At 34.3% G+C, this 12,376-nt stretch carries 18 protein-coding genes; 6 read left to right on the top strand and 12 right to left on the bottom strand.

Going from position 1 to position 12,376, the window contains the following annotated elements:
* Nucleotides 1–62: 62 nt before the first annotated feature.
* The 12 genes from HY04AAS1_RS05555 to dnaN all read right to left on the bottom strand — a co-directional run bounded on the left by HY04AAS1_RS05555 (nucleotide 63) and on the right by dnaN (nucleotide 9,104).
* Nucleotides 63–1,388 carry a hypothetical protein gene (locus tag HY04AAS1_RS05555; RefSeq protein WP_012514140.1) on the bottom strand — a complete coding sequence of 442 codons (1,326 nt, stop codon included), beginning with the start codon at nucleotides 1,386–1,388 and terminating at the stop codon, nucleotides 63–65.
* 7 nt (nucleotides 1,389–1,395) lie between these two features.
* Nucleotides 1,396–2,445 carry a glycosyltransferase gene (locus tag HY04AAS1_RS05550; RefSeq protein WP_012514139.1) on the bottom strand — a complete coding sequence of 350 codons (1,050 nt, stop codon included), beginning with the start codon at nucleotides 2,443–2,445 and terminating at the stop codon, nucleotides 1,396–1,398.
* Nucleotides 2,426–2,839 (bottom strand): protein-tyrosine-phosphatase, encoded by a 414-nt coding sequence (locus HY04AAS1_RS05545; protein WP_012514138.1) that lies wholly within the window; start codon nucleotides 2,837–2,839, stop codon nucleotides 2,426–2,428. The genes HY04AAS1_RS05550 and HY04AAS1_RS05545 overlap by 20 nt, the downstream gene beginning before the upstream one ends.
* A gap of 21 nt (nucleotides 2,840–2,860) precedes the next feature.
* On the bottom strand, nucleotides 2,861–3,319 hold the full coding sequence (locus HY04AAS1_RS05540) for an N-acetyltransferase (protein WP_012514137.1): 459 nt from the start codon (nucleotides 3,317–3,319) through the stop codon (nucleotides 2,861–2,863).
* Nucleotides 3,295–3,636, bottom strand: coding sequence for a DUF488 family protein (locus HY04AAS1_RS05535; RefSeq protein WP_012514136.1), 342 nt, complete (start codon nucleotides 3,634–3,636; stop codon nucleotides 3,295–3,297). The genes HY04AAS1_RS05540 and HY04AAS1_RS05535 overlap by 25 nt, the downstream gene beginning before the upstream one ends.
* The gene (locus tag HY04AAS1_RS05530) at nucleotides 3,633–4,346 is read right to left on the bottom strand and encodes a dienelactone hydrolase family protein (protein WP_012514135.1); all 714 of its coding nucleotides are present in this window, start codon (nucleotides 4,344–4,346) and stop codon (nucleotides 3,633–3,635) included. The genes HY04AAS1_RS05535 and HY04AAS1_RS05530 overlap by 4 nt, the downstream gene beginning before the upstream one ends.
* A gap of 31 nt (nucleotides 4,347–4,377) precedes the next feature.
* Nucleotides 4,378–4,590: a hypothetical protein gene (locus tag HY04AAS1_RS05525; protein WP_041308051.1), complete on the bottom strand. Its 213-nt coding sequence runs from the start codon at nucleotides 4,588–4,590 to the stop codon at nucleotides 4,378–4,380.
* A gap of 24 nt (nucleotides 4,591–4,614) precedes the next feature.
* A complete protein-coding gene (locus tag HY04AAS1_RS05520; RefSeq protein ID WP_012514134.1) occupies nucleotides 4,615–5,088 on the bottom strand; it encodes an NfeD family protein in 474 nt (157 codons plus the stop codon).
* Nucleotides 5,085–5,933, bottom strand: a complete 849-nt coding sequence (locus HY04AAS1_RS05515; protein WP_012514133.1) for an SPFH domain-containing protein — start codon at nucleotides 5,931–5,933, stop codon at nucleotides 5,085–5,087. Before HY04AAS1_RS05515 ends, HY04AAS1_RS05520 begins: the two co-directional genes overlap by 4 nt.
* A 67-nt stretch (nucleotides 5,934–6,000) precedes the next feature.
* A complete protein-coding gene (gene sbcD / locus HY04AAS1_RS05510; RefSeq protein WP_012514132.1) occupies nucleotides 6,001–7,143 on the bottom strand; it encodes an exonuclease subunit SbcD in 1,143 nt (380 codons plus the stop codon).
* Entirely contained in the window at nucleotides 7,140–7,883 is a 744-nt protein-coding gene (locus HY04AAS1_RS05505; protein ID WP_012514131.1) for a TIGR00730 family Rossman fold protein, read from the bottom strand. The genes sbcD and HY04AAS1_RS05505 overlap by 4 nt, the downstream gene beginning before the upstream one ends.
* Before the next feature lie 24 nt (nucleotides 7,884–7,907).
* Complete coding sequence (gene dnaN / locus HY04AAS1_RS05500; protein WP_012514130.1) at nucleotides 7,908–9,104, bottom strand: DNA polymerase III subunit beta; 1,197 nt, start codon at nucleotides 9,102–9,104, stop codon at nucleotides 7,908–7,910.
* Nucleotides 9,105–9,179: 75 nt separating this feature from the next.
* Between dnaN and atpC the strand changes: the two genes are divergently transcribed.
* From atpC to HY04AAS1_RS05470, 6 genes are all read left to right on the top strand, one after another.
* Nucleotides 9,180–9,590, top strand: coding sequence for an ATP synthase F1 subunit epsilon (gene atpC / locus HY04AAS1_RS05495; RefSeq protein WP_012514129.1), 411 nt, complete (start codon nucleotides 9,180–9,182; stop codon nucleotides 9,588–9,590).
* An 11-nt stretch (nucleotides 9,591–9,601) separates the two neighbouring features.
* Nucleotides 9,602–10,150 carry a DUF507 family protein gene (locus HY04AAS1_RS05490; RefSeq protein ID WP_012514128.1) on the top strand — a complete coding sequence of 183 codons (549 nt, stop codon included), beginning with the start codon at nucleotides 9,602–9,604 and terminating at the stop codon, nucleotides 10,148–10,150.
* A gap of 104 nt (nucleotides 10,151–10,254) precedes the next feature.
* A complete protein-coding gene (locus HY04AAS1_RS05485) occupies nucleotides 10,255–10,488 on the top strand; it encodes a sulfurtransferase TusA family protein (RefSeq protein ID WP_012514127.1) in 234 nt (77 codons plus the stop codon).
* Nucleotides 10,489–10,498: 10 nt separating this feature from the next.
* On the top strand, nucleotides 10,499–11,032 hold the full coding sequence (locus HY04AAS1_RS05480; protein WP_012514126.1) for a DsrE/DsrF/DrsH-like family protein: 534 nt from the start codon (nucleotides 10,499–10,501) through the stop codon (nucleotides 11,030–11,032).
* A gap of 129 nt (nucleotides 11,033–11,161) precedes the next feature.
* On the top strand, nucleotides 11,162–11,590 hold the full coding sequence (locus HY04AAS1_RS05475; protein ID WP_012514125.1) for a DsrE family protein: 429 nt from the start codon (nucleotides 11,162–11,164) through the stop codon (nucleotides 11,588–11,590).
* A 13-nt stretch (nucleotides 11,591–11,603) separates the two neighbouring features.
* Nucleotides 11,604–12,326, top strand: a complete 723-nt coding sequence (locus tag HY04AAS1_RS05470; protein ID WP_012514124.1) for a 4Fe-4S dicluster domain-containing protein — start codon at nucleotides 11,604–11,606, stop codon at nucleotides 12,324–12,326.
* Nucleotides 12,327–12,376: the final 50 nt, after the last annotated feature.

Here is a 12,376-nt window from a genome sequence, read left to right as displayed (position 1 = left end):
TTTGTTTTTTGTGATTTTAGAATTTAAAAAAAGCTCATCTTAAAAGCTATGATACAAAGCATTTATACCATGTAGTCTTTGAAGTCAAAATAGAAAAATCTCACCAGCTCACTCATATCTTTTTGCATAGGATAAAGAATTCTTTTGAGTTTCTCATGCATGTCAAATAGTATGTCTTGGTTTTTGTTTGCTTTTACCCATCTTGGTAATACCACGTATATGTAATAAAAAGCTATCTCCACCTCTATGAAAGTGTTCATAAGGTCTTTTACTAAAGTTCTGCAATATTCAAATAAGTCTATATTCTGACAAACATTTAGAAGGTTAGGTATTGCATAAGCCACATAATTTATAAGAAGGCTTTCAGTGGTATAAATATCTTTTTTTATCTTCTTAGAGGCGTAAAAGAACATTTTATTCTCTTTCAACCTTTCTTTTACCTGTTCAGATTTTGCCACCTCTATAAAATCTACTATATAGTTGTCCACGCTTTGAACATATAACGTAACATCGTTTAAAGAGCTTGAAAGCTTTAAAATGTTGTATAAAGTTATAAAAACTGCTTGTAAAAGCGCTTCGTCCTGCTCATACCTTTGTTTTAAATTTTGTAAAAGTACATCAAAATACTGTTTAACTTCTTCTGAGTATTCTTTGTAGTTGTTTATATGAAATAGCAAGTAAGAAGATGCTACATACTTGATAAAAGTTCTTATGGTTTCCTTATCACCATCTTTATAAATATCTATAAAAGAATTAAAATCTTGGATGGTGCTCATAGCAAAAACTTCTATATCGTTTTTATATTTTATGTATATATCTAAATATATGCCGAATATATTTTCTAAAAATATGAGTATCTCTTGATTAACAACGTTTCTATAAAATGCAATTATATTGGCAAATTTCACAAGGTCGTTTTTTACGTTTAACTTTGTTAAGTTATCTAGCATTACAGGTATCAAAAATCTTATTACGACAGAAGGAATAACATTGTCTATCACCTCTTGTCTATCTATAGCCTCCAAAATTTTCTCAAAATTACCCTTTGTTTTTGCTTTTGATAAAACAAATTCAAGCAATTTGATGATAGATTTTTTATTTTTTTGGGCTTCGCTTACATCAGGATCCAACGATTTTAAAGAATTTGGTTCTGCTTTTAAAAGCTTGGCAAAAACTACGTATGCTTCGCTCAAAAGCTCGTATAGGTTTTTCATGCCATTTTTTGTTTTTCCCCATTCTAAAAAAATCACATAAAAAAACTCAATATTTTCTTTATCGTTTGTAGTTAACCCAAATTGCTTTATGAAACTAAGCGTTAATTTATAGGCGTATTCTTGCTTTGACTCTATTTTAAATAGTTTTTTTATAAAGTTTATAAGCCAGTTCATAGGTATATCATATCAGATTTAATATATCCTCTTCAAACTTATTTAAAATGGCCTCTTCTGAGAACTTTCTTTTATATATCTCGTAAGAGCATTTTTGAGCTTCTGAAAGCTTATTCTTATCTCTAAAAGGAAGAATGGCATCTTTGATGGCTTTTATATCTGTTGGATTTACCAAAAAACCATTCTTGCCTTCTTCTATTGCTTCTTTTATACCACCGACGATTGAACCTACAACGGCGCAACCGTTTGCCAAAGCTTCTATGACAACTCTTGTCATGGCCTCGTCGTACTTTGATAGTATCAAAACAACATCCGCAATCTGATAATAAGGGTAAACATCTTCTTGAAAGCCTGCAAAATTTACGTTTAAACTATTTTCTTCTGAAAAAGCTTTCGCTTTGTTGAGCTCTTCACCATCTCCCACCACATAAAATTCAAACTCTTGATAGGTTTTTAACTCTTTGGCAAGATGCAAAAACTCCCAAATACCTTTAGCCTCTATGACTTTCCCTACAAAAAGAATCCTTATCTTATCTTTACTTTGCTTTTTAGGGTTTCCTTCTTCTACTAAGTTGTAAAGCACTCTTAGTTTGTCTTCTTTAACTCCTTTTGATAAAAGCTCTTGCCTTAGTTTTTCGCTTACGGTATAGACTATATCCATATTTGATAATATTAGCCTTGCCACCAAAGGGTTTTTCAGATTCTCCATATGTCTAAAAGCTATAACCTTTTTTCTTAAAAACTTTGATACAACAAGAGCTATCTCATACTCTTTGGCGTTGTTGGCTACTATTACATCTGGGTTTATTTTTTTTGTAAATTCGTATATCTTTCTAAAAGTTTTTAAATCAAAAGAATAGCGCGTGGTTGCGTAACATTTTTCAATCTCATGTGTGTTTTTGTCTACATAGTTGTCTTTAGATAAGCACAAGCTTACGTTAAAACCCCTTTGTTTTATAGCTTTTACAAAAGTTACGCTGTGAAGCTCTATTCCACCAAAATTTGGGTTTTCATTGGTGGCTAACCATAGTATTTTTTCATTTGGATAATTTGTCATATCTAAACAAATCCTTCAAAAATCTTTCTATTTTGTCTATAGTTCTTTTTAGCTCTTCCCTTGTCAATGGGTAGGGCTCTTCCACAAGCCAAGTTTCTCGTCTTTTGTGGGATATTATATAGGGACAGGTTTTATCTAGTTTATCGCATATCATTATAAGCACATCTAACTCTTCATAAGGTATATCTTCTAACGCGTTGTTTTTAATGTTAGCTACGTTGAATTCTTTTTCTTCTAAAAGCTTTAAGACGGTAGTTTCTATCTCTTTATCAGGTTCAAGGCTTGCTGAATACACCTCTGCCTTTAGTCCAAGTTCTTTTAACATCTTCAAAGCCAAGGCTTCTGCTATAATACTCCTGTTGGAATGTTTATCGCACACAAAACCTATCTTCATATTATTATATTATATCGTTTTTTAGGCTTTTAAAAGTTTTGACATAGCTATTTCATCACAAGAAGGAAATTTTGAGCAATTTATACATTCTCCCCATATTTTGTGGGGCAACGTTTCTTTTTTTATAAGCTCAAAACCTATTTTTTTAAAGAAATCCACTTGATACGTTAAAACAAATACAGTTTTTACATCGTATTCCTTAGCTTCTTTTAAACAAGTTTCCACTAGCGCTTTTCCTATTCCCTTTTTTGTATAGTTTGTTGCTACCGCTAAAGACTTTATCTCTGCCAAATCTTCCCATACTATATGAAGAGCGCAAACACCTATGATGTTATCATCTTTTGTGGCCACAAAAAAATCCCTTATATTTTCATATATAGAACTAAGGCTTCTTGGTAGCAAAACACTGGTCTTAGCGTGCTCGTTTATAAGCTCATGTATGTAAGGGGCATCTTTTATTTTTGCTTTTCTAATATCCAATCTAGATACTCCTTTAAGACAACGGCGTTGTTTTTAGGTTCTTTTGAGGCGTATAGAAGCGTTATAGTGTTTTGTTCGGCTAATTCTAAAAGTTCTTTTATGTCTTTTTTCTTGAGCTCTTCTATATATTTTTTCTCAAAAGCCTCAAAATCTTTGCTTTCGTGATAAAACTTCCTAATTTCATCAGAAGGAGCTATGTCTTTTAGCCATAAATCTATCTTATCTTTTTTTATACCTCGTGGCCAAAGTCTATCCACTAATATTCTTAAACCATCAGTCTCTTCTTTTGGTTCGTATACTCTTTTTAGTTTTATCATCTAAATATCTCTTGAAAGAATAAAAGCATGTGGTTCCAAGATCTTTTATCGGCAAGCTCATTGTAGGCGGTTCCTTTTGATTTATCGTTACCAGCAGCTTTTTCTGTAAAAGAATGTACTGCATCAGCATACATAATAATTTGATAATCAGCTTTTCTTGCATTCATCTCTTTAATAAAAGCCTCTATTTGAGACATAGGTACAAAAGGATCATCTACTCCATGACAAACCAATATTTTTGCTTTTATGGGATTTCTATTAATATCTAACGTAGTAAGACCACCATGAAAGCTTACTACGCCTTTTATATCTTCGTTTGACCTTGCAAGCTCAAGAACAGCACTACCACCAAAACAATAGCCAATAGCCCCTATGTAATCATCTTTCACAAGATCTATAGTTTTTATAGCATTTAGTGCATCTTTAAGTCTTTTTCTCAAAAGAAGGTAATTTTCTTTGTAATAAGAAGAGAGTTTAGCGGCTTCGTCTGTATCTTTTGGTCTTACGCCTTTGCCGTAAACATCTACAGCAAGAGCTACATAGCCAAGGTAAGCAAGCTTCTCGCACTTTTCTTTCACAAAATCACCTACACCCATCCAATTTGGTACTACTAAAACCCCAGGCCTTTTGATATTGGAGCTTTCTTCGTAAGCCAAATACCCTTCACAGGTTATATCTTCCGATCTATAATCAAAATTTTTAGCTATCATACTATAAATATAAATCTTTTAAAAGCTTTTGTTAAGGGGTAGGATAACAGGCGTTAAGACAGTTTGTCTCACAGCTTTGAGCTAAGCCTTGGCACTGTTGTTTGCAGTAATCTTTGCATGAAATTGAAGGTGGTGGTGCTTGAGAGGTGTTCTGAGCGCTAGTGTTTTCTTTGTTTTGTTGCTTTGAAGAGCATCCTATCATTGTAAAAGCAAAAATACCCAAAAGAAAAATTTTCTTCTTCATAGATAATATATGATAGCACATTTCCTAATCAGAGGAGGCTTTTTTACAAACCAATATACCTCCCTCGTGACCAACCACTATAAGCTTATCGCCCGCTTTTACATCATCTAAAACTTTTGCATGCCATAAGTTTACACCGAGGATTGGAGAAGGGGATTCCACCTTTATCATGGTTTTTGCTTTGGCGTCTTCTTTTGCGTAAACTTCATGCCCTAGTATAGCGTTTTCTGGCTGAGAAGATTTTGGTGTTTTTATGCTTATCCACTCTTTTGAGATTTTACGAAGAAGATATATATTTATGGCACTTACAACAAAAAAGGTAATAAGCTGGGTTATGAGCATTCTTTCGTAAGGTATTTTTGTAAAATATTCTATCAAAAGCCCAAAAATTCCAGTTGCAATAGCGCTAAGTCCTATGGGGAAAAATATCATTACAGGATGTGCTAGTTCTAATAAAGAAAGCAATATACCAAGTAGTATCCAAAGAAACGGGCTCATTTGTCTATAAGATTTTTTACGGCATCTATTATGCTGTTTGGGAATATTATCAGCTTAGAGCTGTTTGAAGAAGCCAAATCTTTTATAGCCTCTATATAACGCTCTCCCAACTGCAATAAACCAGCGGTTTCCCCTGATTCTTTTAGAGATTGCCCTATCATTGCTATGACGTCTGCTTGGGCTTGCCCTACCCTTTTTATAGCTTCTGCTCTATTGGTTTGTGCTATGAGATAACCTTCAGACTCTAAGCGTTGTTTTTCTCTGCTGGCTTCTGCTTGAAGGATGATAGCTCTTTTTTCTCTGTCAGCTTGTATTTGTTTTTCCATCGCTTTTACTATTGTTTCTGGTGGAAGTATATCTTTTATTTCAACTCTTGTTATCACTATGCCCCATTCGCTTTCTATACCAGATAAGTTGTTTCTAAGCTTTGCGTTTATCTCATCTCTATTGGATAGGGCATGCTCTAGCTCCATGGAGCCTATTATGGCTCTTAGGTTTGTTTTGGCTAATTGTATCAACGATGCATTTATGTTTGTAATGTTGTAAGTGGCGTTGTAACTATCCACAACCCTGTAGAAAAAAACGGCGTCTATTTGGACTATAGCGTTATCTCTTGTTATGACAGCTTGAGAAGGTACATCTAAAAATTGCTCTCTTACGTTTACTTTGTTTCTAATGTAATCTAGGAAAGGTATTACAAAAGCAAGACCTGGTTTTAAAGTCCTATGGTACCTGCCAAGCCTTTCTATGATCCACTCTTCTCCTTGGGACACTGTCCTTATAGAAAATCTTACAACAATAACTGTAATTGTTACAATTGTAACTACTATTATCAAATTTATCAAACTTTTTACCCTCCTATACTTTAAAGTATATAAAAGTTTGTGAAAAAGTCAACTTTTATCTATTGATCTAGTCTTCTGTATGCTCTACTTTGTATTGAAGTTCTACGAATGCTTTCTTTAAATCCTCTGGCAAATCTTCGCGGTATTTTGCCTTGTAATATTCTTCGTAAAAATCCACAAGGTTATTTCTTATTTTGTTTAAATCTACTTCTATGTCTGGTTTTTCAAAAACGTTTCTTCTTATTTCTAAGATTTTGCCCGCTATATGTTCTGATGTTAATTTTGATTCTAAAAGCCTAGTATTTTCGATGGTATCGTCTATGATTACCCTTACGTATCCTTTTACGTTTTCTATATCTTTTATATTTAAGCTTTTGGCATTAACTTTTAGAGTTTTAAGCTGGTTTTTTATATCTAATTTTATCTTTTCTACTTTGTTGGTGGATTGTTGTTCTAAAATTACAAAGTTGAAGTATTTTTCTTGCCCTTCTTCGTTAAAATCTATTTGAAAACAAGAACCTGTGTAATAGGTATCTGTAGTGGTGGGTATTTTTTGATATTTATGCACATGCCCTAAGGCAACGTAGTCCAAGTTTTTAAGATTGTTTATGTTGTCTAAATTTATTGCATAATACTCCCCTATGGAAGCTTCTCTTTCTGATTTTGTTGGTTTTGCACTTTTTACCATCATATGGGAAAGCAATATATTAAAGGTATTTCTTGGGGCTTTTGAAATGAGTGCATTTATAAAATTTTCTACTTTATGAGCATATTCTGAGGCAGCGTTATCTTCCCAGGTTTTATCTAAGATCTTAGTAAAAACATAAGGTACACATATTATGTTGGTATCTTTTATTGTAATAATGTAATCTTTTGTAGAAGGTTTTACAAACAAATGCATGTTGGCGTATTTGGCAAGAGTCTTGTAACCTTCAAAAAAACTATGTCCATCGTGGTTTCCGGTGATCATGACTACTGGAATCTTTAAAGCGTTTAACTCACTTACCATAAAATCAAATATGATTTTTGTGGCTTCTGCATCCGGAGTGTATTGATCAAAGATATCGCCTGCCATAAGTATGAAATCTACAGGCTCTTTTTTTACAAAATCTATCACTTGAGATATGGCGTATTCTGCATCATCGTTTCTTGATCTGCTGTGAAGCGTTTTGCCAGCATGTATATCTCCTATGTGTAAAAACTTGATCATCTAAGACCTCTTACCCTTGCGGTGTTTTTATACCTTTCTAACTTTGAATTATCTTCTTTTTCCTCTTCCATGAGTTTGATTTTTTCTAAGAGATGTTTATCCACTATAGCTATAGCCTCGTCTATATCATCGGTAAGATGAACAAGAGATAAGTCTTCCTCGTCGATGGTACCATGTTTTATAAGGGTATTTTTGTAAAAATCCATAAGACCTTCCCAAAATTCTTTACCGAAGAGAATAAGCGGAAATTTTGGACTCTTTTTAGTTTGTATTAGGGTAAGAGCTTCAGATAGTTCGTCCATAGTGCCAAATCCACCTGGAAAAACAAGGTAAGCTGTAGAGTATCTTATAAGCATAACTTTCCTTACAAAGAAGTATTCAAAGCTCATGGAAAGCGTATGATATGGGTTTGGTTTTTGCTCTTTAGGAAGCTTTATATTTAAGCCCACCGATATAACACCAGCATCCTTAGCACCCCTATTAGCCGCTTCCATAATACCAGGTCCGCCACCTGTTATAACGTTGTAACCACCTTTCCCAAACTCGTAGCTAAGCTGATAAGCTTTTTTATAGTAAAAGTTGTTTTCATCAAATCTGGCGCTTCCAAAGAACGTTACCGCTGGACTTACGTGGGATAGTGTATCAAATCCACTCACAAATTCGCTAAGGATTTTAAAGATACGCCACGTGTCTCCTTCTTTTAACCTTAGCTCTTCCAATATTTGGTTGTTTTCAGTCATAACTTAAGTTTTAAGATTTTAAAATCATCCAAAAGGCATTATTAAAGAAGCGTAATAAAAACCTTCTTCTTCAAGATTTCCACAAGAAACTAACATACCGTTCATGGGGTCGTCGGTAGATATATTTATATAGTCGCAGGGAGCGTAGTCTACGGATTCTTTTAGATATCTTGCATTTAGGTCTACGCTAAAAGCTTCTCCTACGTAATCTATATCGATCTCATCCCTTCCTTCTGTTGATTCTCTGTCTGAGGTTTCTCCTATCAAAATGTTATCGGCAAAGGTAAGCTTTATAGGTATAACAGTGCCATCTGCACTAAAAGAAAGCCTTCTTATCAAATCTCTCAAATCTTTACGCTGTATTTTGGCGTTTAAAGGTCTATCTATGTTTTCTATATAAGTCTTGTAATCTGGAAACTCTCCTTCTAAAAGCCTGCTAAACAACGTACATCCCATTGCCTTATCTTCAAAAATCAAAAACGAGCTACCGCTTTTGTAGTAAATATTTACGAAAGATGCTTTGTTTGTTATAGATTTTAGGATTTTTACCGTTTTTCTTGGTATTGTGAAGGACATGTTGCTTAAGGTTATGTTTTCGTTAGATTCATCTTTAGGGTAGTATTTTTTGAAAACCGTAAGCCTATTACCATCTGTGGCGGCAAACTCTACAAAAGATTTTCCATCGTTGTTGTCAAATATCATGTTTACGCCTGTAAGGGTAGGATTCATCGCATCTTCTTTTGCTACAGCGTAATCTGTTCTCTCTAAGCCCTCTAAAAGCATAAAACCCGGTATGTTGTTTGATATCATGTCGTTTTCTATCTCTGGAAAAGCGGGAAACTCAGAAGCTTCAGCCAACGTTAGCTTAAACTTACTTCTACCGCTTTGTATTTGCACGTAAGAGCTTTGTGCTGAAGGGTCGTTTACAAGCGTTAGCGTGAATGTAGCAGAAGAAAGACTTTTTACTATATCGCTTAGTTTCTTAGAATTTATGCACAAGGTGCAGCTAACTTCCGATTGTTCTGGTCTGCCTTCTATCTTTATATAGTTTTCTAAGTCTGTGGCTTTTACAAAATACTTAGAATTTTCTATCTCTATAAGGAAATTTGACAGTATCGGGAGTATGGATTTCGATTCTGTGGTATTTTTAGCTTTGGATATGATATCGTCAAATTCTTTTTTATCGAAGACTACGCTACATTGGTTTTTTTCTAAATCCATACCATAATTATAGCATATTTAATTTTTTTACAAAAAATATTTTGGTATAATATTATCTTATGATATGGAGGCTTTATGTTAAAAGTTGATATAGTCACACCAAAGGGCATTGTATACACTGAAGAAGTAGAATCTGTAAATATACCAGCCTACGATGGTGAAATGGGGATATTGGAAAACCATATGTTGCTTTTAACTCAAATAAAACCAGGTTTGGTTTACTTCAACAAAGATGACAAAAACGGTATAGCTGTAGGATATGGATTTGCCGATATAACACCGGACAAAGTTATAATACTAACAGAAGAAGCTGTTCCAGTAGGAAATATAGACCTTGAGGAATACAAAAAAGTCTTTGAAGAAGCTACAAGGAAATTATCTGATGCAAGAACTGCTGAAGAAATATCAGAATGGCAGAAAAAAAGAGAGATGGCGGAAACGTTTATAAACATAGCAAAGCATTTTAGTCCTAAAATAAAAGCTTAAGGAGCATAAGTGTGAGATTACCAGAAAGGTTGGTGGAAAGAATAATAAATAAGTTAGTATCTGAGCTTTTAACAAAAAAATATATAGAAGTAGAAGATGTAGATTATTTTAAAAAACAGTTGCTGGCAATATTTAAAGAAGCCGATGAAGAAGAAAAAAACTTGGATGAAAGGGCAAAAGAAATATTAAAAGACCAGTTATCTTATATAGAAAAAGAAAATATAGACTACAGGACAGCTTATAGAACCATAAGAATGAAACTGGCTGAAGAAATGAAGATAGAAACAAGACCTAGAGAACGCATGAACCAAATAACCAACAAGATAAGAGATCTCATTAAAAACGATCCAAACATAGAAATTTATGAAGATATACCGATGATAAGAAAAGTTATATCGTCTATCCTTATAGAAGCTGCTAAAGAAGAAGAAGAAATAGAGAAAGAAGTACGTATGCGTATAAAAAACTATTCCAAGAGGATTGTAGAAGGCACGTCGGAGTGGAACATTCTATATAAAAGGATATATCAAGACACTCTAAAACAAAGAGGCCTTGCTTAACAATAATTATAAAAAAAATTAATTTTTTTTTAATAAAATCTTAATACATAAAATATAAAATAAAGATTAAAATAATAGCATAACTTGTTTAGGAGGTATTTTACATGGCTGTGAAAGCAGACAGAACTTTAGATGCATCTGGTCTCAATTGTCCTTTACCGGTACTTAAAACCAAAAAAGAAATGGCAGAAATGTCATCTGGTCAAATTTTGGAACTTATCACCACAGACCCTGGAGCAAAAGCAGACATACCAGCTTATTGTAAAAGAACTGGTGATGAGCTACTAGAAACTGTAGAAGAAGGTGGAAAAATTATATTCTATCTAAAGAAAAAGTAAGGAGTTTGCTATGGAAAGATTGGCCATAATAGCCACAAAAGGTACGTTAGATATGGCATATCCGCCATTGATACTAGCATCAGTAGGTGCTTCGATGGGTTTAGAAACAGCCATATTCTTTACGTTTTACGGCTTAAATATAGTACATAAGGAAAAGGTAAACCAGTTAAAGTTGGCTCCCGTTGGAAACCCGGCTATGCCCATGGCCTTCCCACCTTCTATGGAAGAAAAGTTTCCTTTTCTTAAAAGTGTGTCAAACTTTATACCAGGTCCTCCTCAGCTAATGGGTGTAATACCAGGAATGACGGATTTAATGACTGAAATGATGAAAAAATCTATAAAAGAACATGGTGTTGCCTCTATCCCAGAACTTCTTAAACTATGTAAAGAAGCCGATGTGAAAATGATACCTTGCCAAATGACTATGGATCTTTTCGGATATAAATACGAAGATTTAATAGATGGTTTGGAGCCTCCGGGCGGTGCTATGACGCTTTTTGATTTTATATTGGAAGCTGATAAACCTATAACAATTTTTGTATAGGATAAAGTATGGCACTGGTTATAGCGTGTAATTGTAGTGAAAAGCTTATAAGATTTTTATTATATTCTTATAAGCAAATCTTAATTGATTTTTTAAATTTTAGGATTAAACTTATTAAAGGAGAGATTTATGGCGGTACCAAATGGATTTGATAAGATTATTTTCTATATTTTAACTGTCCCATTTTTTGAAAGAGCCGATGCGGTGACTGGTGAGCTTATAAACCCTCAAGCGGGTGCACCTTTTTTCTTAGCTACTGCGGCTACAACAATGGACTTTGAAGTAGAGATGGTTATTACTTCAGAGGCTGGATTCTTGTTGATGAAAGACAATGCAAAAAAGGTTAAAGTAAGACCTGGTGTAGAACAAACTGTATATGATTTCATAAAAATGGCAAAAGAAGCAGGAGTAAAGGTATATCTTTGTGTACCATCTTTAGATTTGACGGAAGAATACAAGAGAGAGGATGTCAATACTGAGCTTTGCGACGGTATAATAGGTGGTGCGGCATTCTTAGACAAAGTAATGAGTGGCGAGTACGCCGTTATAACCCTTTAAGGAGGTAATTGTTATGGATGGTCACGCTTATGGATACAATCTTCCCATATCACAGAAAACAAAAGATGTGCCATGGGAAGAGAAGGTTAGAATTGTAGAGGAAGTCAAGTCAGACTTTCGCTATCACGAATATATATTTGGGTGCTTAAACTGCGGTGTTTGCACTGCATCATGCCCATCCAACAGATTTTTTGATTATTCACCCAGAGAGATAGTGCAAAGATTTTTGGAAGATGATGTGGAAGTGCTTTATGATATGATGCACGAATATATATGGGCTTGTTCTCAATGCTTCACCTGTTGGATAAGGTGTCCATTCGTAAACAACCCAGGTGGTCTTGTGGCTATAATGAGAGAAGTAGCCGTTAGAAACGCCTTTGACGCAACCAAAGATCTTCTCAAACCATACGGTCGTGTGTTGCTTAAGGTTATGACCACTGGTAACCAGCTCTCAGCGGATATGCTTCAACCGGACTTTTTCCCAGACTGGGGTCCAAAGATGGCTGACAATATGGAAAATCTGAGAGCAAAACGTATGGCTATACCCTTTGATGTAGGTAAAGCTGTAAAAACAGCTTGGGAAGTGTCTCTTCAAACTGCCATAGAGCTTTACAGTATTTGGAGAGAAACAGGTATATTTGATATGCTTGAAAAGATAGACCCCAACCTTTACAACGTTATTATGGATATGGTAGAAGAAAACGAAGAGCGCTGGGAAGACATGCAAGAAGAATGATTTGTGCAATTTTTGGCATAGTGCCAAAAAAATTTTAGGAGGTTAGTTTT

Source organism: Hydrogenobaculum sp. Y04AAS1, assembly GCF_000020785.1.
In the GTDB taxonomy this organism is placed as follows: Bacteria; Aquificota; Aquificia; order Aquificales; family Aquificaceae; genus Hydrogenobaculum.
The sequence above is the reverse complement of the archived record's forward strand: the minus strand, read 5'-3'. Positions and strand labels throughout refer to the sequence as shown.

Bases quoted from the DNA above. Each gene is read 5' to 3' on its own strand.
- HY04AAS1_RS05530 (WP_012514135.1), bottom strand. From the start codon at position 4,346: ATGATAGCTAAAAATTTTGATTATAGATCGGAAGATATAACCTGTGAA.
- HY04AAS1_RS05505 (WP_012514131.1), bottom strand. From the start codon at position 7,883: ATGACTGAAAACAACCAAATATTGGAAGAGCTAAGGTTAAAAGAAGGA.
- dnaN (WP_012514130.1), bottom strand. From the start codon at position 9,104: ATGGATTTAGAAAAAAACCAATGTAGCGTAGTCTTCGATAAAAAAGAA.
- atpC (WP_012514129.1), top strand. From the start codon at position 9,180: ATGTTAAAAGTTGATATAGTCACACCAAAGGGCATTGTATACACTGAA.
- HY04AAS1_RS05485 (WP_012514127.1), top strand. From the start codon at position 10,255: ATGGCTGTGAAAGCAGACAGAACTTTAGATGCATCTGGTCTCAATTGT.
- HY04AAS1_RS05545 (WP_012514138.1), bottom strand. From the start codon at position 2,839: ATGAAGATAGGTTTTGTGTGCGATAAACATTCCAACAGGAGTATTATA.
- HY04AAS1_RS05520 (WP_012514134.1), bottom strand. From the start codon at position 5,088: ATGAGCCCGTTTCTTTGGATACTACTTGGTATATTGCTTTCTTTATTA.
- HY04AAS1_RS05470 (WP_012514124.1), top strand. From the start codon at position 11,604: ATGGATGGTCACGCTTATGGATACAATCTTCCCATATCACAGAAAACA.
- HY04AAS1_RS05475 (WP_012514125.1), top strand. From the start codon at position 11,162: ATGGCGGTACCAAATGGATTTGATAAGATTATTTTCTATATTTTAACT.
- HY04AAS1_RS05535 (WP_012514136.1), bottom strand. From the start codon at position 3,636: ATGATAAAACTAAAAAGAGTATACGAACCAAAAGAAGAGACTGATGGT.
- sbcD (WP_012514132.1), bottom strand. From the start codon at position 7,143: ATGATCAAGTTTTTACACATAGGAGATATACATGCTGGCAAAACGCTT.
- HY04AAS1_RS05480 (WP_012514126.1), top strand. From the start codon at position 10,499: ATGGAAAGATTGGCCATAATAGCCACAAAAGGTACGTTAGATATGGCA.
- HY04AAS1_RS05555 (WP_012514140.1), bottom strand. From the start codon at position 1,388: ATGAACTGGCTTATAAACTTTATAAAAAAACTATTTAAAATAGAGTCA.
- HY04AAS1_RS05525 (WP_041308051.1), bottom strand. From the start codon at position 4,590: ATGAAGAAGAAAATTTTTCTTTTGGGTATTTTTGCTTTTACAATGATA.
- HY04AAS1_RS05550 (WP_012514139.1), bottom strand. From the start codon at position 2,445: ATGACAAATTATCCAAATGAAAAAATACTATGGTTAGCCACCAATGAA.